The organism is Accumulibacter sp., from assembly GCF_023806635.1.
In the GTDB taxonomy this organism is placed as follows: domain Bacteria; phylum Pseudomonadota; class Gammaproteobacteria; order Burkholderiales; family Rhodocyclaceae; genus Accumulibacter.
In genome coordinates, this window is sequence record NZ_JAMTDQ010000023.1 from 1 (window position 1) to 22,429 (window position 22,429).

Annotated in this window: 22 protein-coding genes and 1 riboswitch; of the genes, 8 read left to right on the forward strand and 14 right to left on the reverse strand. The window is 67.2% G+C overall.

Features of this window, described 5'->3' with window-relative positions:
• Positions 1–850: 850 nt before the first annotated feature.
• The 7 genes from NFW30_RS03635 to NFW30_RS03670 all read right to left on the reverse strand — a co-directional run bounded on the left by NFW30_RS03635 (position 851) and on the right by NFW30_RS03670 (position 9,970).
• Positions 851–1,639: a PEP-CTERM sorting domain-containing protein gene (locus NFW30_RS03635; protein WP_295371771.1), complete on the reverse strand. Its 789-nt coding sequence runs from the start codon at positions 1,637–1,639 to the stop codon at positions 851–853.
• 1,114 nt (positions 1,640–2,753) lie between these two features.
• Positions 2,754–3,224, reverse strand: a complete 471-nt coding sequence (gene pgaD, locus NFW30_RS03640; RefSeq protein ID WP_295357485.1) for a poly-beta-1,6-N-acetyl-D-glucosamine biosynthesis protein PgaD — start codon at positions 3,222–3,224, stop codon at positions 2,754–2,756.
• Positions 3,179–4,462: a poly-beta-1,6-N-acetyl-D-glucosamine synthase gene (gene pgaC, locus NFW30_RS03645; RefSeq protein WP_295357488.1), complete on the reverse strand. Its 1,284-nt coding sequence runs from the start codon at positions 4,460–4,462 to the stop codon at positions 3,179–3,181. The genes pgaD and pgaC overlap by 46 nt, the downstream gene beginning before the upstream one ends.
• Positions 4,459–6,000 (reverse strand): poly-beta-1,6-N-acetyl-D-glucosamine N-deacetylase PgaB, encoded by a 1,542-nt coding sequence (gene pgaB / locus NFW30_RS03650; protein WP_295357491.1) that lies wholly within the window; start codon positions 5,998–6,000, stop codon positions 4,459–4,461. The genes pgaC and pgaB overlap by 4 nt, the downstream gene beginning before the upstream one ends.
• Positions 5,988–8,000, reverse strand: coding sequence for a poly-beta-1,6 N-acetyl-D-glucosamine export porin PgaA (pgaA, locus tag NFW30_RS03655; protein ID WP_295357494.1), 2,013 nt, complete (start codon positions 7,998–8,000; stop codon positions 5,988–5,990). Before pgaA ends, pgaB begins: the two co-directional genes overlap by 13 nt.
• A gap of 239 nt (positions 8,001–8,239) precedes the next feature.
• A complete protein-coding gene (locus NFW30_RS03660; RefSeq protein ID WP_295357496.1) occupies positions 8,240–8,473 on the reverse strand; it encodes a thioredoxin family protein in 234 nt (77 codons plus the stop codon).
• Between the two features lie 441 nt (positions 8,474–8,914).
• Entirely contained in the window at positions 8,915–9,970 is a 1,056-nt protein-coding gene (locus NFW30_RS03670) for a permease (RefSeq protein ID WP_295357497.1), read from the reverse strand.
• A 5-nt stretch (positions 9,971–9,975) separates the two neighbouring features.
• Between NFW30_RS03670 and NFW30_RS20035 the strand changes: the two genes are divergently transcribed.
• Entirely contained in the window at positions 9,976–10,209 is a 234-nt protein-coding gene (locus NFW30_RS20035; protein ID WP_363322064.1) for a type II toxin-antitoxin system PemK/MazF family toxin, read from the forward strand.
• A gap of 35 nt (positions 10,210–10,244) precedes the next feature.
• Here NFW30_RS20035 and NFW30_RS03675 read toward each other — a convergent pair whose 3' ends face one another.
• Positions 10,245–10,988, reverse strand: coding sequence for a hypothetical protein (locus NFW30_RS03675; protein WP_295357499.1), 744 nt, complete (start codon positions 10,986–10,988; stop codon positions 10,245–10,247).
• Positions 10,989–11,511: 523 nt separating this feature from the next.
• On the opposite strand from NFW30_RS03675, the gene NFW30_RS03680 reads away from it, so the two are divergent.
• The 4 genes from NFW30_RS03680 (at position 11,512) to NFW30_RS03695 (ending at position 14,570) form a co-directional block, all read left to right on the forward strand.
• Positions 11,512–11,883 carry a methyltransferase domain-containing protein gene (locus NFW30_RS03680; protein WP_295357500.1) on the forward strand — a complete coding sequence of 124 codons (372 nt, stop codon included), beginning with the start codon at positions 11,512–11,514 and terminating at the stop codon, positions 11,881–11,883.
• 10 nt (positions 11,884–11,893) lie between these two features.
• A complete protein-coding gene (locus NFW30_RS03685) occupies positions 11,894–13,249 on the forward strand; it encodes an APC family permease (protein WP_295357503.1) in 1,356 nt (451 codons plus the stop codon).
• A gap of 174 nt (positions 13,250–13,423) precedes the next feature.
• Positions 13,424–13,723, forward strand: a complete 300-nt coding sequence (locus NFW30_RS03690; RefSeq protein ID WP_295357506.1) for a DUF126 domain-containing protein — start codon at positions 13,424–13,426, stop codon at positions 13,721–13,723.
• Positions 13,724–13,808: 85 nt separating this feature from the next.
• The gene (locus NFW30_RS03695) at positions 13,809–14,570 is read left to right on the forward strand and encodes a DUF4239 domain-containing protein (RefSeq protein WP_295357509.1); all 762 of its coding nucleotides are present in this window, start codon (positions 13,809–13,811) and stop codon (positions 14,568–14,570) included.
• Positions 14,571–14,981: 411 nt separating this feature from the next.
• Here the strand turns inward: NFW30_RS03695 and NFW30_RS03700 are convergent, their stop codons facing one another.
• Genes NFW30_RS03700 through NFW30_RS03710 form a run of 3 tightly spaced genes read right to left on the reverse strand, consistent with a single transcriptional unit; the run spans position 14,982 to position 16,538 of the window.
• Positions 14,982–15,692: an RES family NAD+ phosphorylase gene (locus NFW30_RS03700; RefSeq protein WP_295357512.1), complete on the reverse strand. Its 711-nt coding sequence runs from the start codon at positions 15,690–15,692 to the stop codon at positions 14,982–14,984.
• Entirely contained in the window at positions 15,689–16,126 is a 438-nt protein-coding gene (locus tag NFW30_RS03705) for an antitoxin Xre-like helix-turn-helix domain-containing protein (protein ID WP_295357515.1), read from the reverse strand. Before NFW30_RS03705 ends, NFW30_RS03700 begins: the two co-directional genes overlap by 4 nt.
• A gap of 34 nt (positions 16,127–16,160) precedes the next feature.
• A complete protein-coding gene (locus tag NFW30_RS03710) occupies positions 16,161–16,538 on the reverse strand; it encodes a hypothetical protein (protein ID WP_295357519.1) in 378 nt (125 codons plus the stop codon).
• A gap of 285 nt (positions 16,539–16,823) precedes the next feature.
• Here NFW30_RS03710 and NFW30_RS03715 point away from each other — a divergent pair, with 285 nt between their 5' ends.
• Positions 16,824–18,104 carry an ATP-binding protein gene (locus tag NFW30_RS03715; protein WP_295357522.1) on the forward strand — a complete coding sequence of 427 codons (1,281 nt, stop codon included), beginning with the start codon at positions 16,824–16,826 and terminating at the stop codon, positions 18,102–18,104.
• On the forward strand, positions 18,104–18,511 hold the full coding sequence (locus tag NFW30_RS03720) for a hypothetical protein (RefSeq protein WP_295357525.1): 408 nt from the start codon (positions 18,104–18,106) through the stop codon (positions 18,509–18,511). The genes NFW30_RS03715 and NFW30_RS03720 overlap by 1 nt, the downstream gene beginning before the upstream one ends.
• 202 nt (positions 18,512–18,713) lie before the next feature.
• On the opposite strand, the gene cobO is transcribed toward NFW30_RS03720, so the two are convergent.
• From cobO to bluB, 3 genes are all read right to left on the reverse strand, one after another.
• The gene (gene cobO, locus NFW30_RS03725; RefSeq protein WP_295357528.1) at positions 18,714–19,301 is read right to left on the reverse strand and encodes a cob(I)yrinic acid a,c-diamide adenosyltransferase; all 588 of its coding nucleotides are present in this window, start codon (positions 19,299–19,301) and stop codon (positions 18,714–18,716) included.
• Positions 19,288–20,316, reverse strand: a complete 1,029-nt coding sequence (gene cobD, locus NFW30_RS03730; protein ID WP_295357531.1) for a threonine-phosphate decarboxylase CobD — start codon at positions 20,314–20,316, stop codon at positions 19,288–19,290. Before cobD ends, cobO begins: the two co-directional genes overlap by 14 nt.
• Before the next feature lie 63 nt (positions 20,317–20,379).
• The gene (gene bluB / locus NFW30_RS03735; protein ID WP_295357533.1) at positions 20,380–21,138 is read right to left on the reverse strand and encodes a 5,6-dimethylbenzimidazole synthase; all 759 of its coding nucleotides are present in this window, start codon (positions 21,136–21,138) and stop codon (positions 20,380–20,382) included.
• Between the two features lie 42 nt (positions 21,139–21,180).
• Positions 21,181–21,367: riboswitch (cobalamin riboswitch) on the reverse strand.
• Between the two features lie 214 nt (positions 21,368–21,581).
• On the opposite strand from bluB, the gene NFW30_RS03740 reads away from it, so the two are divergent.
• The gene (locus NFW30_RS03740; protein WP_295357534.1) at positions 21,582–22,406 is read left to right on the forward strand and encodes a DNRLRE domain-containing protein; all 825 of its coding nucleotides are present in this window, start codon (positions 21,582–21,584) and stop codon (positions 22,404–22,406) included.
• The last annotated feature ends 23 nt before the right edge of the window (positions 22,407–22,429 follow it).

Genomic DNA, 22,429 nt, shown 5'->3' on the forward strand with positions numbered 1-22,429 from the left:
CGTTCGCGGGATGAGCGAGCGCCTCAGCCCTCTGGGAGAGGAAGACGTAACACCTCTGCGCGACCTCGACAAGTGGGTCCTTTGCCCGTTACGCTGCCATCTCTGGCAACAATGGGGTCGAGCGGGCTATCGGGAACTGCAAACGTGGCGTGTCTGTGCGTGAAGCGTGGCATACCGGCAAGTCCGCACACGGTCCATGGCGGGTGTCGCAGACGCCGGCCCTGTCGACCGCGCTCCCGTTGCGCTTCTTCGAACAAATGGAACTGCCGAGCCTTGCGCCGCGGTAGGAATTCAAGTCATCCAACCGTCGGATACGTGACCCGTTCGTCCGGTGGTGTGGGAGGGCTGGCGCCCGCCCTTGACCCGGGTCGCCAGCGGCCCTATTAATGTGTGCGCTCGATGGCAGCAATCCGGGGTACGAGTCGGTTCGACGGGTCACGTTAGCTTGCGGGGTCGAGCCGCCAAAATATTGCGCGACCTCTACCCGATGCCTCCCAGCCCGCATCTTCTTTCATCATCCGGGGCGGCCGCAACTGCAATGACCGTTAGACGTCAGGTGTGTAGAGCAGAGTTGTCGCTCGGCAAGACTGATGTCCGGCAGCAGCGGGTCAGGTGCTGCCATTGCGAACTGTCCCGGTAAATCTTATGAACGACAGCTTCCGGGTTGGACGTTCTCGGGCATCAGGGAACCTACTGCTGCCGTTCGGGCTTGCTGTGTCGCGGGTCAGCAGTTCGACTGAAGACGACATTCAGGGCCGCAAGAATCCGTGGTACGTCCCTAATTTCCTAGCGAGGGAGGAGGGCAGTTGCGCCGCCAATCAAGCGCGACCCGCGCTACGACCGTAGCTGTTCAGGTGCGCTTGCGCTCGCGCCGACCACGACGGGCCAGCGCTATCGCGCCCAAGCCGAGCAACGCCGAGGAGACCGACGTGGGTTCCGGCACGCTACCGCCGCCCGTACCGGCCTGGGGCGAGAAGGCCAGGTGGTCCACGACCCAGGCGTCTCGGTCGGTGCCGTCGAGCCTGACCGAGTTGATCAACGTGCCCCCGCTCGTGTCGATCCGGAAGTAGCCACGGCGTGCCGCCCCCGAGCCGCCGCCGGGGATGGTGTCTGCGAGAACGTTGTTGACGTAGACGTTTACGGCGTCCTCGTTCTGATGCAGGCTGAAGCCGACATGAGTAACATTCCCGGCGAAGTCGAACTGAAGATTGCCCCAAGGCGCCCAGGTGTAGGGCATCGACTGGTTGTTCCAGGTATTGATCAAGGCATGACTTCCATCCCACAGGCTGGAGCAGGCAGCCGTTCCGCAGGGGAAGGTGCTGAACGCATTGCCGTTCGGATCTGCGAGCGGATTGAACAGGTTGGGCAGCGTGCTGGTCGGCCCGTAGCCGCCGAGACTCAAGTAGTTCGGACCGGAAGTGATCACGGCGCCGGAGGCGCTGACGGTGAGGCCGCTGGCGAGTTGTATGTCCTCGAAGTCCTCGATCGTGCTCCCGTAGTTCAGCCCGAGGGCAGTGTCGGACGCTCCCCAGTTCGACGGGGCAATTGTCGTGATCGTTACGACGGCTTGTGCTGTAGATGCGTACGCTAGAGCGCACATGGAAGCGAGCCACACGCTGATGACGAATGTACGGTTCATACTGTATCTCCGTTCAAAATGATTGGCATTAAGCAAAAATAATGCCAATCATAAATACATCGTAAAGTCAATGAGTTGTCGGCGCTGATAGTAATATGTGTAAAAATTCCCGACACCGAAAAAGGATAGGAAATTCAACCGCCATGCCGCGAGTATCCCGGTGCTTGCCGCTCATCGTCAACCCGGAATTGCCACCGAAATTCCGCCGTACTTTCGCAAGACCCGCCCTCCTTGCCTGCCAGCGCCCCGCAAGAGGCCGGCCGTCTGGCGTCTTGCAAGGCTCTGGCACAGGCTCACCCGGCGGACTGCTGGAAGGCCTCCGCTACCACGCGATGCGCTGATCGAATTCGAACGCCGGCATCGGTTGCGCAAACGGGTCGGCGTCACTTGGGAGCGCCGCCGCCCACAGTGGCGGCCCGCCCGCTGGCGCCAGTAGGGGCGTGCGGTTGGCTCGCCGAGGTGCGTCAGAATCTTCTTCACCTCGCGGTCGGATCGTCAATGACGGCGATGATCCGCATCGTGCCGCCGCACTTGGGGCAGGTGAGCGGGAACACTTCGTAGATGCGCGCCAGCAGCATCGTCCACACATATTGTCAATGTGAAAGAAGCCCCCTTGAAGGCGAAGGAAGGCCTGACCGGCACCGGTCATGCAAGTTAGCTCTACGCTGGACGCCACAGAGCAACTCAGACGCCTGCACGAAAGAGGCGAGCCGGATTGGCATTTCGCACTGGTGGATGGAGTTGTTGGCCTGCGGCGAGAATGGCTTGCTGGTGTCCGTCGTGGCGATGATCGGCTGTCACGCAGCGGCTGCCCGCTCGCCGCGGCGCCGCTCGTTCGGAGCGAATCGACCTGCCGGTCGGCGTCCGGACGCGGCATGAGGCCGAGCGTCTGTGGCAGTCGGGCCGCGTTGTCGGCCTCGGAGAAATTCCCGAGGACCTCGCGGCGTGCATCGACGACGACGAACAGCCGGTAGCGGCCGGACAGGAGCACCTCGGGCGCTTTCCTTCTGATGACAGTCCCGGATGACGCTCCGGCAGTTTGTCGTCGCTGCGCGGGATGGCGCCGGATGAACTGCTGCCGGCTCATGCACGCTTGGCGGTGGCGTTCGACCGCTCATTCTTCGGCGTTGGTGACGCGGCCGCGAGGGCCGTGTTCGACGTAGAGAATCTGCGCCTTCTGCCATGCGGCAAGCTTCTCGGGATCGAGGGCGGCGCCGGTTGCGAGGCGGTCGATGCCGACCGGCCGCCAGCGGTCGTCGGCGGTGCCGATGCGCGCCTTCAGCCTTTCGCGCAGCGCGCCGACGAGATAAAGGAGAACGGCGACGCCGACGACGTAGGGCATCACCTGCATCAGTGCGAGAAAGGTGGCGAGGCTGATCTGACTCGGGAAGAGGATTTCCGGCAGGTCGTAGCCGAAATGCCGGCCGAGGGCGAAAAGAAAAGGGACCCACATGGCGAGCCAGAGAAGCCAGGCGAGCGAAGTGATGACGATAGCCGACATCCGCCGCAGCGGGTGCGCGAGGTCGGGACGCTCGATGATCAGCGGGAGGCGTCGGGCTTGATGCCGCGGTCGGGACTCGTCCATCGGGCGCGTTTGTCGCTGTCACGGAAAAGGATCTTCGGCACGGCCACCACCGAGGTGGCGGCCGTGATGGCCCAGTAGATGATCGGATACCAGATCATCCAGAAGTAGTTCTTCAGCAGCCCCCGGTCGTAAGGCCGGTCGAGGACCAGGCTCAGCATGATCTGCAGCAGGCAGGTCGTTGCGATCAACAGCCCGGCCCACCCCAGCAGCAGGATCGGTGCGCTCTGCAGGTCGATCTGGAAGAACAGCAGGTCGACGACACGGTAGGTGGCGAGCAGTGCGAACAGGTAGGCCCAGGTGATGCTCATTGCGTATTCGACGCAGAGTGGCCACATTGCTGCGTTCTTCGGTGACAGCAGTTGCGGCGTGTAGTCGAGCAGCACCTGGGTGCCGCCCATCGACCAGCGCAGACGCTGCTTCCACAGCCCGCGCAGGGTTTCCGGCATGAGGATCCAGCACAGGGCGCGCGGCTCGAAGCGAACCTCCCAGCCGGCCAGTTGCAGCTTCCAGGAAATGTCGACATCCTCGGTCAGCTTTTCCGGGCTCCAGTAGCCGACCTCGTGCAGCGCGCTACGGCGGAAGGCGGCGATCACCCCGGCAACGGTGAAGATCAGTCCGACCGAGCGCTGGGCGCGCTTGATCAGGCCGACGATCGACGAGAATTCACCGACCTGGATGCGGCCGAGCAGGGTCGACCGGTTGCGCACGCGCGGGTTGCCGGTGACGGCGGCGACGTCGGGCTCGTCGAAATGGCGCACCAGCCAGTTCAGGGCGCAGGGATCGAGGCGCGCATCGCCGTCGATGCCGACGAGGATTTCGGCTGCCGTCAGCAACGCGGCGGTGTTGAGGCCGACCGCCTTGCCCTGGTTGGCGACCTGATGGATGACACGCAACCTGGCGAAGCGTGCCGCCAGCGTGTTGAGCAGTTCGCCGGTGCGGTCGGTGCTGCCGTCGTTGATGGCGATGACTTCGTAGTTCGGGTAGCGCAGTTCCATCAGCGCTTCGACGGTTTCCTCGACATTCGCCTCCTCGTTGTAGCAGGGGACGAGGACGGCGATCAGCGGGTAGTCGTCGCGCGGCGGTGGCTGGTCGACGATGCGGTGCGGGCGACGCTCGAAACGCAGGTAGAACGCGATGCCGCCGATCATCCAGACGACCGACATCAGCACCGGGTAGAAAAAGACGTAGGCGAGGATGGCGCTCCAGAAATCGCCGGGCAGGACCGGCAGCGGGGTCATGGCAGTTGCGGCTGCCAGCGCAGCGAGAGGGAAGGGAAGAGCGGTCCCATCAGGCTCTCCGGCAAGCCGCCGACGCCGAACTGGCGGAAGCCGTCGGCCTCCAGGCGCCGCATGTGGCGGGCGACGGTCTCCGGCGGCAGCGAGGGGTCGAACTCGAAGAGGACATGCCGGGCCATCTCCCGGGGAACGGCGGCGATGTGTTCCTCGTTGGCAGGCAGCACCATCAGGTCGCCGGGACGCAGGGCGGCCCATTGCGCCGGTGTCGGCGCCTGCTCCGGCGCCCAGGCGATCTGCAGCGGCCAGACCCAGCGTCCGGCCGCGTCGCGCAGGCGCTGGGCGGCGGCGCTGTCGGGCGCGGCGCGCACGCGCAGGCCGGCGAAATTGACCTGGCGGGCGAGGTCGGCGACCAGTTCCGGTTCAGCGAGCCAGGCGAGCGGCAGGTCGATGAAGACCGGCACGCCGGCGCGGCGCTCGGTCTGCCAGGCGATGTGGTTGAGCTTGTCCTCGGCGACCGGGCGCAATGCGGTCGGGAACAGCGCGATCTCGCGCCCGTCGCGTTCGACTGCGGGCTTTACGAAGGCGATGTTCGGGCTCAGCGTCAGCAGGCGGTCGAGGGTCGGCGACAGGCCGTCCTCTCCGGGCGGCCAGGTGCCGGGGTCGACTTCCACGCTGCGTGCCGGGTTGGCATCCCAGGTGACGCGCAGCATCTCGGCGAAGGCCTGCAGCGACGGGCTGTTCTCGATCAACTGGCGCTTCCAGGCGGGCTTCGGCGTGCCGGCATCGTTGAAGCCGTCGACCAGCGTCAGGCCGATCGGCATGCCGAGTTCGCTGGCGACTTCCTGGGCGGCCTGGTTGCTGCGGCCGTAGGGCCAGACGATGATCCGCGGGACCTTGCCGGTGTGCTGGCTGATGCGGTCGCGAAGATCGTGGCGCAGGCGGGCGAGGTAGGCCGCATCGTCCTCGTAACGGCCGTTGGCGTACAGGCGGGTGGTCGTCGCCGGCTGCGTGTTGCCCTGCGGGTTGGCGAGTATGCCGCGATGCAGGCCGTAGGAATGCGAGGCGACCTCGACCAGCCCGGAGGCCTGCATTTCACGAACCTGCTCCCAGCTCAGGAACTTGCTGCGCGCCACCGGCTTGCCGTCGTAGTCGACGATCTGGCCTTCGGGGACGTCCATCCACTGGCCGACCAGGGCGATGACCGCCGGGTAGTTGAACAGCTTGAGCAGCGGAAAGACGCGCGTGTAGGCATCCTTGAAGCCGTCGTCGAAGGTCAGCAGGATGGCGTTGCGCGGCAATGGCGGGCCGCCGGCGCGGGCGGCGAGGATCTGGTCGATGCTGACCGGGTGGAAGTCGTTGGCCCGCATCCAGGCGAACTGCCGGGCCAGATCGCTGGCGCGGACGGCGGTCGGGGTCAGCGGCTCGCTGTCGGCAAGCACCTCGTGGTAGCTCAGCGCCATGAAGCGGGCGTCGGCGGCGCTCGCCGGCGCGGCGGCAAGCGCCAGCAGGACGCCGAGGACGGTGCGGATCAGAAACGCCATAGCAGCACCAGATTGGCGAAGGTACGGCCTTCGCGCGCGCCGTCGTAGGGGCGCAGCAGGCGGCCGATGCCGTAGCGGAGCGAGAGGTCGCGGTCGATTTCCCAGCGGTGGCCGTATTCGATCGCCTCGATCGCCCCGGAACCGTAGAATTCCTGCCAGTAGGTGCCGCCGGTCAGCGCGAGACGCTGGCGCAGGGAATGGTCGTAGCTGCGCCAGCTGAGGTGCTCGACGGCGGCCGTCAACCACAGCGAACGGTCGCTCTTCGGGTTGAAGTAATTGACGCTGGCATTGAGCGAGTTGCGCGAGGCGTCGGCGCCGAGGGTCGTCTCGAACATCCACTGCGGGCCGCTCAGCCAGCGCTCGAACCACAGGGCGTTGACGCCGCGGCGCAGGTTGCCGTCGGAAAAATCGCTGTAGTACGCCGCGACCCCGAGCTTGCGCGACTCGTGCTGGCGCCAGTCGACGCCGAGGCTGACGCGGCTGGCGTGGATGCCGTCGGCGACGGCGCGGAGAGGAATCTGGTTGGTCACGCTCTCGCCGGCGCCGTAGACGGTCCAGCGGTCGTCGGGCTGCCAGCGCGCGATGCCGGTGAAGCCGGCCTTGACCCCGTTGCCGCCGTTGACCTCGCCGGTCATCCGCCAGCCGAGGTGGCGCCATTCGGCGCCGGCGCCACTGCGGATCCAGGTCTGGTTGTCGCCGTTGAAATCGGCGCTGGCCGAGAAATTGTGGGCAAAGACCCGCCAGGTGTCGTTGATCGGCCGGCTGTAGAGGAAGCTGTCGATCGACCAGTCGCGGCTGCCGAAGTAATTGACGTCCTGCCCCTCGCCGTAGCCGGCTTCGACATGGAGTTCGTGACTGTCGTACAACTCGTGGCTGCGGCGGGCGCGGCGCACGGCGCCGTTGTCGGCGTCGAGGTCGCTGGCACGGTCGAGCGCGGCACGGGCGGCGGGCCAGTCCTGCAGGGTGAGAAGGTTCTCGGCAAGGTCGGCGTGCAGCGCCGGATTGAGCGGGTCGGTACCGATGGTCCGGCGCAGCATTTCGTCGCCCTGGTGCGGCCAGCCGCGGGCCAGCGCGAGGCTGGCCGACGATTGTCGGGCTTCGCTGTTGTGGGGAATCGCCGCGTGGCGGGCATCGATGCGCGTCTGCGCTTCACCGAGGCGGTCGGCGAAGATGCGCACGCGGTCGGCCGCGATGTCGGCGCTCAGGCGTTCGCCGTTGTAGCGGCCGTCGAGATGGCGGCGCTCCGGCAGGCGGGCGGCGTAGCGGTCGATGTGTCCGGTGGCGGCGTCCAGCTGCTCGGTCTCGACCAGGGCGTAGAAGAGCCCGAGGTTGCCGTCGAAATCGTCCGCATTGTCGGCGACCACCCGCTGGTAGAGGAGCAGCGCCTGCTGCGGGCGGCGCAGTTCGAGGTAGCTGCCGGCGACGTCGCGTTCCGCCCACAGGGGAACCGGAATGTCGCGTGCGAGCAGGGCCTCGTAGAGCGTGACGGCATCGGCGGCGCGGCGGCGGGCGGCGAGCGCGCTGAGGCGGTCGGTCAGGCGGCGCCGGTCTTCGGCGTCCGGCAGCTTGCCGGTGAAGAAGCCGGCGGCGAGGGCGTCGGTTGCGGTCAGCGCCATGTCGAGGCGCACAAAGCGTTCCGGTCCGCGCAGGGTGTTGCGGTCGACGATGCCGTAGCGGATGTCGAGGGCGATGATGTCGCCCTCCATTGCCCGCCGATCGGCTTCGGCAAGCGGCGCATCGAGCTCGGCGGCCTGCGTGAAGAGGCCGAGGCGCATGGCGGCCACCCAGGCAGCCTTGCGCGCCTCGACGTCGCCCGGCTGGGCTCGGAGGATGGCGAGCTGGCGGCCCAGCTCCGGCGCCCAGTCCTCGCCGCCGACGCCTGCGGCCGGCGCCGGGGCGGGGTGCCTGGCCCTTGGCGGCAGGACCCACTCCTCGCCGGCGCCCACGCTCGGCGCGGCAAGCGTGAGGCAAAGCGGCAAGGCGATGCGCAAGGGATTCATGGCGACGGATTGTAGCGTTTTCGGGGCACAGCGTCGGCGGCCCGGTGGCCGTCGCGCACCGCGCCTGCCAGAGTCGCCGGGTAGCCGTTGACCTGGCTCGGGAATACCCCGGTCAGCGTCGAGCCAGTCACGAAACGGCGCCTGCATCCCTCTGCAGGGGACGAATCAGTCTCGCCGACGACGACGGGAAATCGGCAGCAGCGAGATCGCGATTCATGCGTTTCCCCATGGTCGTTTCCCTATGTCAGCCAGCCGACGATCTTGTCGCGGCCCGGGATGCCGCCGGCGTGCACCACCCTGCCGTCGATGACGACGCCCGGCGTGCTCATGACGCCGTAGCGCATGATGTCCTTGATCTCCTCGACCTTTTCCAGTTGCACGGCGACACCGTTGGCGGCGGCAACTTCTTCGATCAGCTTGAGGGTGGTCTTGCAGTTGGCGCAGCCGGTGCCGAGTACCTTGATGCTTTTCATGCGTGAACTCCGTGGTTGATGGTGCCGAAGAAGACGAAACCATGCCGTCCAGCAGGCCGGGCAGAGCGTCGCGCAGGGAGCGCAGGCTGGTGCCCGGAACCAGGCCGCCAGTCAGCCGCGACGGCAGCCGGTCGACCGGCGTCCACCCGGTCAGCCAGACGGACGACGACACCGCAGACGATGGCGGCGACCGCGCCGGGCACGGCACCCAGCCCGTGCAGGAAGGCGCCGCGCCGTCCGTCACCATGTGGCCGGCGTCGGCCGGAAGCGCCAGCGAAACACCGCGCCAGCCCGCGAGTGCCGCGACCAGAGCGAAGCCACCGGTCAGAGCAAGCGCGATGAACAGCCGCCAGCGCTGGTCCGGACTGCAGGCGTCGCCGCCATGGGCGTGAACCTGATCGTGCGCCTGGACCATGCGAATCCGGCTCCGGCGGGCTGGCGTCACAGTACTGCATTGAACACGTAGCCGACCAGGAGAATGCCCGCTGCGACGACGGCGGCGAAGGTGGCGATCAGCTGCGGCTTGAGCACCTTGCGCAGGATGATCACTTCCGGCGCCGACAGTGCGATCACGCTCATCATGAAGGCGAGCACCGTGCCGAGCGCCGCACCCTTTCCGATCAGTGCTTCCACCACCGGGATGATCCCGGCGGCGTTGGCGTACATCGGCACGCCGATGGCGACGGCCGCGGGCACGGACCACCACGGTGCATCCTTGCCCATGATCGAGGCCATGAAATCCTCGGGCACATAGCCGTGGATTCCGGCGCCCAGCGCGATGCCGACGAGGACGTAGGGCCAGACCTTGCCGACGATCTCGCGCACGTGGTGGAAGCCACTGTCGATGCGCTCACCCCAGGGCATGCCGGAACCTTCGAAGGTCACGACCGCCTGCGTGCTCTGCATCGCACGCACCCAATCTTCGAGATGGCGCTCCATGTCCAGCTTGCCGATCACGAGTCCCGCCACGATGGCGACCAGGAGGCCCATGCCCAGATACAGCGCTGCAACTTTCCAGCCGAACATGCCGAGCAGCAGCGCCAGCGCCACCTCATTGACCATCGGTGCAGAAATGAGGAAGGAGAAGGTCACGCCAAGCGGAACGCCAGCCTGCAGAAAGCCGATGAACAGTGGCACCGCCGAGCAGGAGCAGAACGGCGTGACGATCCCCAGGATCGCGGCCATCGCGTTGCCAGCGCCCAGCCGCCTGCCGGAGAGCAGTGCCCGTGTGCGCTCCGGCGAGACGAAAGTATGCACGATGCCCATGACGAAGACGACCCCCGTGAGGAGCAGCAGGACCTTGGGCGTATCGTAGAGGAAGAACTGCAATGCACCGCCCAGATGGCTGTTGCGCGCCACCGGCAGCAGGACGACCAGCGCCTCGGAGAGCGGATTCAGTGCCTGATACAGCGCAAACCACAAGGCGGCGGCGACGGCCAGGAATGCATGGGGCTGGCGGTAAGGCCAGCGTCTGAGTTGCACGGCGAGTTTGGACATGGAAAGTGTGCTTCCGGTTGCCGGCTGACTGCGAACGCCCGCGACCAGCGCTGGTGATTCAGTCGAATCCGTTGCCGGAGCTTGGGCGCCTGATCCGGTGCCCGATCACCAGCGAACTGAGGTATGCCGCGTTTCGCGTGATGCTGACGCCGATCGGACCGAGCGAGGGTCTGGCGGCGCCGGTGCCGCCGCCGCGCCGGCATGGCCACCGTCACGACAGCGAACTCCGGGCGGGGTAGCTGTCTTTGGCGACGCCCCGGATGTGCTCCGCGGCTCAGCCACCCGAGATCACCGCTTCGGGAATCGTGTAGTGCTCGTAGTCATTGACCTCGACCGACCAGTCATCGCCCTGTTTCACAGCCTTGATCCTGTCGTCGGGATTGGTGGTGACCTTGTCGCCCATGAAGGTCAGGATGCGTTTCAGACCACCCGGCGGCGTGACATGCACTTCGGCATTGCCGGGCTTGCCGCGGATCACGCCAAACTCGCACTGCATGGGCCGGCCCTTGCCCAGGGAACACGGCAGCGGCCCCGTGGCATGGTAGGGCGTGCCCTTCACCCTGGCATCGCTGGCCGGCGCCTTGCCGAGTTCGGATGCTTTCGGTGCGCCGGTGATGCCAACGGTCAGCGTGTAGCTGGCGGTCTCGTTGCGTCGCGCCGCGCTGCGCATCAGATAGACGCGCACCTTGTATTCGCCGTCGGCCGGCAGGTTGCCTGTCCACTCGTTGCCGCCGGTCGAACCGATGAAGATGGCCTCGTCGTTGCTGCCCGGCGGTAGCACGTTGAAGTAGTTGGCGCCATGGCCGGTCTTCAGCGTCACGCTCATCGTCTGCCCAGCCTTGGCGCGCAGGGTGTAGTCGATGGTCTGGCCGCCCTTGATCCTGCCTTCGATGGTCGCGGACGAGCGCCCTTTGGCGAAGTGGACGGCCTGGGTCTGGATCTCGCCGGCCTGTACGACGGGTGCGACAATCAGCCACAGGAAGGTCAGCACGGCTGACAACGCAGATGAATGATTCATGGGATTCCTCGCTCAGGCAGGGTGTTGGACGGAGCAGGTCGTAGGGTACCAGATATTCGGCAGACATCGCTGGCGCCACCTGGTCTGCACCTCGACTGATGCTGGCGATGGAGTGGAAACGAACATGCGCTTTGCGCCGCGCAGCAAAGCGGTGGATGCAGGCGACCGCGCCGTGCCGGGAAGCGGTGTGCGCAGCGGGGCAGGAGCGGTGCGAGTGCGGTTGCACGGTTCGACAGGGGCTGGGCCGGAAGCCTCCTGGCGGCAGTCGCGGGAGAGTTCGAGCGAAGTGACGAGGTGCCGCTACCTGCGGCTATACTCCACCGCGAATCGTTCGCCCTCCGCCTCCAAAACGCCTGCCGAACATGCCAGCACAGCTCCTCTGCGTCCTTGCCCTCTGCCTCCTGGTCCTCGGGCTGGCGCACCCCGTCCATTCCGCCAGAAACTGCGGCGACGAGGAGTTCCGCCTCGAACACGGGCACGACGCAAGGATGTCTTCTGGGCGCCGACGCCCGATGACATGGTGATGCTGATGCTGCGGACCGCCAGGGTGACGCCGGCGGAGCTCGTCCATGACCTCGGTGCCGGCGAGGGGCGGATTCCGATCGCCGCGGCACCTGCGTTCGGAGCTCGTGCGGTCGGCATCGAGTACTCGCCGGAGATCGCCGCGCTGGCGCGGCGCAACGCCCGGCGCGCCGGCCTCGATGGGCGGATGACGATCGTCACCGGCGCCCCCTTCGTCGCGGACTTCTCCGTGGCGACGCCGCATTTCGACTACGTCCGGCCGGACGGCACGCCGGCAAGCGTCACCGTCACCGCTACCGCCGACGGCCGGCGCCTTGTCGGGCAGCAGGAGCACCCGCAGGCCACCGGCAGCGTGCGCGGCGAGCGCCACTGAAGCTGCCGCCATGGACGCCCGCAGCGACGATCCCCGTCACTTGCTGCACACGACGGGTGCGGTCGCCATCGTCGTCGGCATCGTCGTCGGTGCCGGCATCTTCAAGACACCGGCCATGGTCGCCGGCATCACGCAGGACCACGGCTGGCTGATCGCCGTCTGGCTGGCCGGCGCGCTCGTCTCGCTCGCCGGCGCGCTGTGCTATGCCGAACTGTGCGCGGCCCATCCGCATGCCGGCGGCGAGTACCACTTCCTCTGCCGCGCCTGGGGCAAGCACCTCGCCTTCCTCTACGCATGGTCGAAAGCGATGGTGATCAACACCGGCTCGATCGCCCTGCTTGCCTACGTCTTCGGTGACTACATGACGCGCGTCGTCGATCTCGGCGCACATTCTTCGGCGCTCTGGGCGGTCGCCATCATCATCGTGCTGACCGTCACCAACATCCTCGGGCTGACCATCGCCGCCCGTCTGCAGACGGCGATGGTGCTGCTGCTCGTCGGCGGGCTCGCGGCCGTGGTCGTCGCCGGATTCGCCGTGCCAGCCGCTGGCCTGACGACACAACAGGCGCCGACCTGGTTCGCCAGCACTCCGCCGGTCGGCATGCTCGGGCTGGCGATGGTCTTCGTGCTACTCACCTTCGGCGGCTGGAACGAGGCGGCCTACCTTTCTGCCGAGGTACACGGCGGTCCGCGCGCCGTCGCCCGCGTGCTGATGCTCAGCCTGAGCCTCATCACGGCCCTCTACCTGCTCGCCAATCTCGCGTTGCTGCACGCCCTCGGCCTTGCCGGACTGGCCACCAGCAAGGCCGCCGGCGCCGAGGTGCTCGGCCGGCATTTCGGCGCCTGGGGCGAGCGCCTGCTCGGCGTGCTCGTCGCGCTTGCGGCCCTCACCAGCATCCATTCAACGATGATCGTCGGCGCCCGCAGCAACTATGCGCTCGGTCGCGACTGGGCGCTGCTGCGTCACCTCGGCCGCTGGCAGGCCGGACGGGGCACGCCGGTGAACAGCCATGTCCTGCAGATGGCCATCAGCCTCGCGCTGGTCGTCTTCGGCGCCTTCCAGGCCGATGGCTTCGAGGCGATGGTGGAGTTCACGGCGCCGGTCTTCTGGACCTTCCTGTTCATGGTCGGGCTGGCCGTCTTCCGGCTGCGCCGGCGCCACCCCGGCGTTGCGCGCCCGTTCCGCGTGCCGCTCTACCCGCTGACGCCGCTGCTGTTCTGCGCCGCCTGCGCCTGGCTGGCATGGTCGAGCGTCAGCTACGCCGCGATCAGGGCGGCGGTGCACGTATCGCTCCTGGTTATGCTGGCCGGTCTCGTCGTCCTCGGCGGGCTGCTGCTGCACGAGCGCCTCGCCCGCCACGCCTGAGCACTGCTGCTCGCGCGGATCCATGAGGTCTTTCCGCTCGTCTTTCCACACGGCGCAGGCGAGATGCGAATCAGCGCCGTCATCACTGGAGGCACTGGGCGGGCCGAAGTCGGAGGACTTTGCAGGGGCTCCCGGGTCCCAGTTCCACCTTGACGCAGCCATTGACGGTGCTTGATGGGGGCTCATATACTTTGCTCGGTGCCGTCGAATTTCCAGTCCTTCGGCCTCGACCGCTGCCCCGGCGTGATCACCAGGCCGGGGCGCAAGCTAGAAACTGCGGGCATCGTCGACAAGCCGTGTGTTCTTCCGACCGCCAAGGGCGGCAGCGCAGCCGGCTGGGCGTTCTACGACAGCAAGTGGAAGAAGATCGCGCCGAAGGCATTCATCTTCGGCGTTACTAACCCGGTGCAGGGGCAGTGCGTCACTTTCGCCGGCATCCCGATCACCGAGGGCCGGTCGCCGCATCCGCTCTAGGGCCTGACGACCGGCGATCGCGTCGGTCGCCCCGGCGTGCAGGCGGATCGAGTTTCTGGAGCGCTGCAACCGAGAGGAGTCCCGCATGCATCCGTCCGTCATCGGCATTGTCGTCCTGGCCTTTACCTTCGCTGGCGTCCAGCTCGGCATGCGGTTGCGCAGCAGACTGCCCGACCAGCATCTGTCCGGGGACGCCCGCGACACCATCAAGCTGGGCATCGGCCTCGTGGCGACGGTGACCGCGCTGGTGCTGGGACTGCTCACGGCGTCGGCCAAAAGCAACTTTGATGCCATGGATGCGAACGTCAAGCATGCGGCGGCCGGCTTGCTGTCGCTCGACCGCACCCTCGCGCGCTACGGCCCTGAGGCCACGGAGATCCGCCGGCAACTGCAGGAGGCGGTGGCGCAGCGGGTCGACAGCGTCTGGCAGGCGGGGCGTTCGGGCAAGGGCACAGTCGACCCCTCGCACTCGATGGAGGCGATCGAGCACATCTCCAGCGAGATACACCGGCTCACGCCCGCGACCGACGAGCAGCGGGCGCTGAAGACGCGCGCCGTGGCCGCGGCGGAGTCCCTGCTCGACGCGCGCTGGGTCGTCGTCGCGGGGACTGCCGCGCCGGTTCCCGTTGTCTTCCTGACTGTGCTCGTGGTCTGGCTGACGGTGACGTTCACCACCTTCGGCATGCTCGCGCCGCGCAGCCGGACCATCTTGCTCGTGCTTTTCGTCTGCTCGCTGTCGGTCTCGGGGGCCATCTTCCTCGTGCTGGAGATGAGTTCGCCCTTCGACGGCCTGATCTCGGTGTCGTCGGCGCCGATGGATTACGCGCTCTCGCACATGAACAGGTAGGCCCGGCGCGCGTACGGGGCAGCGACCGCGGGTCGAGAACGCGCGCTCGCAGTGCCGCTTGCCCGGGGCGTGGGGATCAGCGTGTACGCGGTTCTTTTCCAATACTCGCCACGAACGTCGGGATGTACCAAATCTCGGTGCGCCAGTGGGCGCTGACGCTACCGATCCAGCTGCGCCTGCTGCTCGCGCCACAGCCGAGGCTGGTGGCGCCGGTGTCAACGGTCGTTCACCGACTCATCAGGTGCATGCCTGGTTGGCGAGGACGCGTGCGCCCCCGCTCCGGGAGATGCAGGGCGCCACCCTGGGCAAGGACGATCGCCAGGCTGAATCGGTGCCTGTCGAGCAGCGTTGGTCGTGTGGTTGGCGGCGGCTCTCAGGCCGTGGCCGGGTTGACATCCCGGGTCGAATGTTTCACGAGTCTCGTGTTTCCTGGCCGTCCAGTCTCTCGACCCGGGGTTGCCGGCTGCCCGCCCAGGTCAGGCGAAAAGACGCGGCGCGGCGCGGGTTGCCGACCAGCGCCGGCCGGAAGCAGGCGAGGTTGGTACCGCCGGCGCGGCGTACGCTCGGGTAGATGATTCCCAGCGAGCCGGCGTCGAGCAGTCGCGCCGCGAGACTCTGCGAAGCGACATAGCTGCCGGGGTCGAGGCAGGCGGAAAAAGCCGGCGCGTCGCGCAAGTCGTGGAACTCGCTGCTGAAGTCGGCGAGCAGTTCCTGGTAGTTGACACTGTCGTCGAAGCGGCCGATTTCCTCGTACTCGACGGTCTTGTGGAAAATGATCTCGGCGAGGGCCGTTTCCCGTTCGAAAGCGCAATACCAGGCGCCGCGCTCGCCGTCGTTGAAGCGACTGCCTTCGGGGCGCGGGTAGGTGAAGGCGGCATTGACGATGCGGAAGTTCGGCACCCCGAAAACCAGTTCGTCGACGCCGATTCCCGGCAGCCCGCCACGCTCGCCGATCAGTCTCTCGTTGGTGGCGTTGTCGAGTTCGAACAGGTCGCGCAGGTGGTCGAGGTTGTCGGAGATCGCGCTCAGCACCGAATCCTCGCGCTCGGCAAAGCGCGATGGAATCAGCCGGACCGCATCGATCCGGCGCAGGCGCGCCAGGGGCGGCTCGGGCGGGCTCATATACCGCCGCGCCGCGCCTCGAGCAGTTTGCGAACCATCTGCATCGCCAGCAGGCCGCCGCCCAGCATGAAAGCGAGCGGCGAGCGGCCGGCAAAGATCCGGTTGCCGTTCGGCAGGCTGACCCACTCGTCGGCCAGCCTGTCGCCGTAGAGAATGTGCAGGGCCTTGTAGATGCCGATCAGGTAGGAGATGCGCGTGATCCGATCGACTTCGAGCAGCCGGCCGGGGTTCTTCTTCCATTCGTAGAAGGCGCTGCTCGACAGGCCGCCGAGCAGCTCGCGCGCGTCTTCGTCGCGCAGCCGCCAGGCAGCGGCGAGATTGAAGAAGCCCAGCAGCGCCGACTTCGACAGACGCTCGCGCTCGGCGCGCGCATTGAGATCGACGAGAGCCGCCGGCTCGAAGCGGCTGGCGGGGTAAGCATAGGCAAGGTTCATCAAACGGCTCCTTTTCCGGACAGTTTACACTCCGTTATCGTGATTGCAAGGCGAATTGCCGCGCAAGGATGACTTCGCTGAAAACCCTGTCGCGCTCGCGCGGGTTGTTTCTCCTCGGCACGGTCGTGCAGGCCGCGGATGCCTTCCGCAAGCTCCCGGAGCTCTGCCGCATCGTCGATGGACAGCAGGCAGGCAGCGCCCGCTCGTCTCCCGGCATCGCACGGATGCCGGCGCGGAAGGCGTGCTTCTCCATGTTCATCCCGGTCACCGTGTCGGCGATGCCGGGCTGCGAGGTGCAAACGCGAGGGAGGGGGATCCGGCGGTCAACCCGGATCCGCCACTTGCTTGTCAATCTCGCGTTGCTGCGTCGCCTCGGTGTCTCGATCGGCCCGTTCATGTTCACGGCGATCACGCCGCCGCCCGCGAACCGACAGCACCCTCCGACAGATCGAGCAGGTCGACCGAGACGGACGACGCGGTCGCGCTGCCGCAGGATAGCGCGGTTCGCTTTGCGCTGCCCGGACGCAATCGGGACGATGCGCCTGGCTCGGAGAGCAGCGGCGACTCCCTGCGGCATGGCTCAGGCAAACCGGACCAACGGCCTGATCGTGCTGCGCGGTCGCTGTGGCTCGAAAGTGCAAAGCCTCATATACTCTCGGCATTCCCACACCTGTCCTCTGGCCTTGATCACGCCTTGATGTTCTCGCATATTCAGACGCGTCATTTCCGCAGCCTCAAGGCCGTCGATCAACGACTGGCCTCGATGCAGGCTTTGGTTGGCCCGAACGCCAGCGGCAAGACGACGTTTCTCGATGTCATCGGCTTGCTCAGCGATCTGGTCCGTCGCCGAGGCAACGTCCGTGAGACCATACTGTCGCGCAGCGCCAGCTTTCACCAATTGATCTGGCAGGGGCCGGGTGAGGACTCGCGGCAACGCGCAGCCTTCCAGCTTGCCGTCGAGGCACCCATACCCGCTGCCGTTCGTCTCCGCATGGCCGAGGACAAGCGCCGGTATACGCTGGTACGGTACGAGCTGGAGATTGGGCTGGACGTCGCAAGCAATGAACTGGGGCTCAACCACGAGACCCTCTGGTTGCGCACACCCGACGAAGAGCGGCGGCCGCTGCAGCGCGACATGTTCCCGCTGGTGCCCGTCGACGCGCCGACGATCCTCGTGGCCAAGGGGCGACCGGAGTGCAAGGTGGTGATGAAAAAGACGCCCGGAGGCAACGACAACTATTACACGGAGGGAGCGAAGTCCTACGCACCCTCGTTTCGCCTGGGGCGCAGCAAACTGGCGCTGGCGCACATTCCGGCTGACGAGGCGAGCTTTCCAGTCAGTTCCTGGTTTCGGGACCTGCTCGAAACAGGCGTGCGCAAGGTGGTGCTCAACAGCCAGATCATTCGTCAACCGAGCCCGCCAGGACTGGGCCTCGAGTTCCAGACCAACGGCTCCAACCTGCCATGGGTGATCGCCGAACTGCGCCGCGAGCCGCAGCGCTTTGCGGATTGGTTGGAGCACGTGCGTACGGCGCTCGAAGACATTGTCGACATCGATACGGTCGAGCGCCAGGAGGATCGGCACCGCTACCTGGTCATCAAGTACGCCAATGGTGCGGAGGTCCCTTCGTGGCTGGCTTCCGACGGTACGCTGCGGCTCTTGGCCTTGACGATTCCAGCGTACCTGAAGGATCTCGATGGTGTCTTCCTGATCGAGGAACCGGAAAACGGCATACACCCGCGCGCCATCGAGACCGTCATCCAGTCACTGTCGTCGATCTACGATGGCCAGATGCTGATTGCCACGCACAGTCCTGTCGCACTGAACATGCTCGACCCGGCACAGGTCCTTTGCTTCGCCAAGGACCGGTCGGGAGCGACGGATATCGTTGCCGGCGACCGTCATCCGGCCCTGCAGCAATGGAAGCAGGGGCAACCGGACCTCGGAGTGTTGTTTGCTGCCGGTATTCTGAGCTGATGCTGGATTTTCAGGGCTGTGGGCAGGAACACGAGACCCCACTGAACCTGGAAGCCAGTCTGGACGAGCAAGTGCAGCGCGTGTGGGGCGCGCGCGCCAAGGTGATCGTGATCTCGCCGGAAGTCGATATCTGGCTGTGGGGAGCCGACAACGCACTGCACGAAGTTCTGCAATGGCGGAAGGCCACCCCAATTCGCGACTGGCTGCATGCCCAGGGCTTTGATTTCGATGTCCAAGGCAAGCCGCGGCAACCGAAAGAGGCGATGGAAGCGGTTTGTCGCGAACAAAGGCTGCCCCGCTCTTCGGCCATCTACGAAAAGATCACCGGTCGCATCAGCCTTCAGCATTGCACCGATCCAACGTTCCAACGCTTGCGGAGGCAACTCCTTGGCTGGTTCGGGCACTGATTTCAACCGGCCTTGGCGTTGGTCTGTCCGCCCACCTCGGATCGCCATTCACCAATGCAGACCGAGCGCAACAACCGCCAAGAACGGATCGACCGCCAACTCGGGCGCGCCGGATGGGCGTTTGACAGCCGGCGTCTGATCACCGAAAAGAACGCCAGGCAATGGCGGCGGAAAGGGCCGTGATGGCAGCCGGTCCACGTGCCTAGTATTCCACCCCCGGCATTGCCCGGATTCCCGCCCGGAAGGCATGCTTCTCCATGTTCATCTCGGTCACCGTGTCGGCGATCTCGCGCAGCGCCGCCGGCGCGCCGCGGCCGGTGACGATCACGTGCTGCAGCGGCGGCCGCGCCCGCAGCGCGGCGATCACTTCCGGCAACGGCAGCCAGTCGTACTTGAAGGCGTAGGTCAGTTCGTCGAGGATGACGAGGTCGATGCCGGGGTCGTCGAGGTGCGTGCGGGCAACCTGCCAGGCGGCAGCGGCGGCACGCGCGTCGCGTTCGCGATCCTGCGTCTCCCAGGTGAAGCCCTCGCCGCCGACGTGCCAGGCGACGCTGGCGTGGCCGCGGAAGAAGGCTTCCTCGCCGGTGTCCGATCGGCCCTTGACGAACTGGACGACGGCGGCGCGCAGGCCGTGTCCGAGCGCGCGCGCGAGGACGCCGAAGGCGGCGCTCGACTTGCCCTTGCCGTTGCCGGTATTGAGCAGCAGGATGCCGCGCTCGTGCCGTGCGGACTCGATCCGGCCGCGCACGATGGCCTGCTTCTTCTGCATCCGTTCCTCATGCGTCGGCATGCATCGCTCCTGGCCGGGTCACGGCGGCCTGCTGCGGCAGCGACTGCAGCGCGGCGTGCAGCCGCTGCCAGTCGTCCTCGCTGCCCGGCAGTCCGAAGCGCAGCAGGCCGTGCTCGGCGAACAGCCGCGTCAGGATGCCGCGGCGTGCCAGGTGGTCGTGGATCTGCGCGCTGTCGGCGCCGCACAGTGTTGCGAAGAGCGCCGTGCCGCGGACCTCGCCATGCGCTGCCAGCAGCCCGCGCAGGCGCTCGCCGGCGGCGAGCAGGCGGTGACGCGCCGCCTGCTGCCAGTCGAGGTCGGCCAGCGCCCGGCGCGCGACGCTCCGCGCCGGGCCGGAAACGGTCCACGGGCCGAGTTCGGTGCGCATGCGTCGCAGCAGGTCGGCTGCCGCGAAGACGAAGCCGACGCGCGCGCCGGCGAGACCGAAGAACTTGCCGAGTGAGCGCAGGACGATCAGCCGCGGCGCCGCCGCCGTGCCGGCGAGATCGGTGACGCTGTCGGCGGGAGTCGGGTCGATGAAGGCCTCGTCGACGATCAGCCAGCCACCGCGGCGGTTGAGTTCGCCGGCCGCGTCGAGCAGCGCCGCGCGCGTATGGGCGGTCGCGGTCGGGTTGTTCGGGTTGCACAGCAGGACGTAGGGGGTGGCGGCCGTGAGCGCCCGCGGCAGGCTGCCCTCGATCAGGCGCACGCGGTGGCCGGCGTTCCGCCAGCAGTGCGGATGTTCGGCGTAGAGCGGCGACAGGCAGGCGACGGCAGCGCGTGGCAGCAATGCTGGCAGGAGCTGGATCGCCGCCTGCGAGCCGGCGACCGGCAGCAGGCCGGGGTTGCCGTAGAGGCTGGCGGCGGCGGCTTCGAGTCCGTCGTCGTCTTCCGGCAGCCGCTGCCAGACGCTCGCCGGCAGCGGCGGGACCGGCCAGGGGTCGGGGTTGATGCCGGTCGACAGGTCGAGCCACGCCGCCGGTGGAGTGCCGTAGTGCGCCGCCGCGGCGCGCAGGCGGCCGCCGTGCTCAAGCATTGGCGCCGCCGGCAGGCGCGCGGGCCGGGTCGCCGGCGTGTCCACGCCCAGTCCGGCGCTGCTTCATGCCGCCTGCCGCTGCAGCCGTTGCAGGCCGTCCTGCAGGCTGCTGACGGTTGCCGTCAGGGCCGCGTCGGGCGGCGTCCCCGTGGTGCTCCCCCACTGCTCGTAGTGGAGCAGTTCGGCGAGCGGCAGGCGCGGCAGCCAGCCGCAGCTCTCGAGTTCCGGCCGCTCGTTGAAGTGGCTGACCCAGCCGATGCACAGGTAGGCGATCGGCACGATGTCGTGCGGGATGCCGAGGGCGTCCTGCAGCGCCCGCTGCTCGAAGATGCTCACCCAGCCGACGCCGAGACCTTCGGCGCGCGCCGCGAGCCACAGGTTCTGGACGGCGCAGACGCTGCTGTAGAGGTCCATGCTGAGCATGTGCGTGCGGCCGAGGACGACCGGCCCGCTGCGCGAGCGGTCGCAGGTGATGCACAGGTTGATCGGCGATTCGAGGATTCCCTGCAGCTTCATGCGGCTGTAGAGCGCGCGCTTCTCGTCCGGGAAGAGCCTTTCGGCCTCGGCATTGGCGGCGCGGAAGACGTCGTGCACGCGCTGCTTGACCGCCGGCGAGCGGACGACGAGGAAGTTCCACGGCTGCATGAAGCCGACCGACGGCGCGTGGTGCGCCGCCAGCAGGACGCGACCGAGGACGTCGTCGGCGACCGGGTCGGGAAGAAACTGGCCGCGCACGTCGCGGCGGCTGTAGATCGCCTGATAGACCGCTGCGCGGTCGGTGTCGGAGAAGGCGTGCGCCGCAGGCGCGCCCGGGTTTTCCATCGATTCCCCTTCTGGAAAGACTGTGCGGCTGCCTGGCCGGGCAGCGTCCGTTCGTCTCCTGGCCGGTCTTCTGACTCGGATTCACCCGTGCGATGCGCCTTCCCGACTCGCGTCAGTGGCCAATGCATCGCCCGTCTTCCTCACAGCGCTGGGCACGTGGCGGACTTGCACCGCCTTCCCGATTCTCCGCGCGGCGTTGCCGGGCGGCACCTGGAGACTCCCGCCCGGATCAGCCCGGGCGACCGTGATGGTGCCACAAGCGGCGGATTTTTTCATCCGTCGCGGGGTTGGTCCGCGGGCGATGCGCCGCCTGGCCGTACGGTGCGGTTTCGCAGGGTCATCCGGTGCCTGCATCCGGACGCCGCCGGTGTGCGTATCAAGCGGTGCAGCGGCCACGCAGCGGGCGTTGTCGCCAGCGCACAGACCAAACGGAGGATCCAGCCATGTCGCACAACGTTCCGGCGAAAGCCGCTTCGCTCGCACCACTCCTGCTCCTCGCCACGCTCGCACAGCCGGCGCAGGCAGCAATGAACCTGACGCTGCAGCCGGACGAAGCGGCCAGCCAGGACGTCTTCGTCTATGAGTTCGCGGTTCCCGGTGCCTTCGGCATCGCCACCGCCGCGCGCGTCACCAACCTCGACAGCCAGACGCTGAACAGCCTCGTCCCCCTGCCGGCGGTGCCCTTCGGCAATTTCCTCGGCAGCAGCAACACCGTACCGCTGATCGGTGCGCAGGGCGAAAGCCGGGCGCACGACACGCGCTCGCTGCTGCGTTTCGATCCGGGCGGGCTCGGCATCACCGCCGGGCAGGTGGTCAGCGCCAGCCTGAGGCTCTTCGCACTGCCCGGTCTGCCGCCGTTCGACAATCCGACGCCGGCACAAGCGATCACCACCGACCTGCACCGCGTGACCGAGAGCTGGAGCGAGACCGGCGTCACCTGGGAGACGCAGCCGGCGGTCTCCGGGCCAGTGACTTCGGTGACGCAGGATGGCGTGAACCAGTGGGTTTCCTTCGACGTCACCGCTCTGGTTCGCGACTGGCTCGCCGATCCGGCCGGCAACTTCGGTGTCGAGCTGCGGCAACCGGATATCGTCATGGCTGCCTCCGGCAAGCCGCTCGCCTCGCTTTACGCGTCTTCCGCGTGGGCCGATGCCGGGTTGCGGCCGATGCTCGAGATCTCGGCGGTTCCCGAGCCCTCCACTCCGGTGCTGCTGGCGGGTGGCCTCGGGCTGTTTGGCTGGGTGAAGCGGCGCAGGCGGCAGGCCTGAAGCGGCCTGCCGGTGGTGGCATC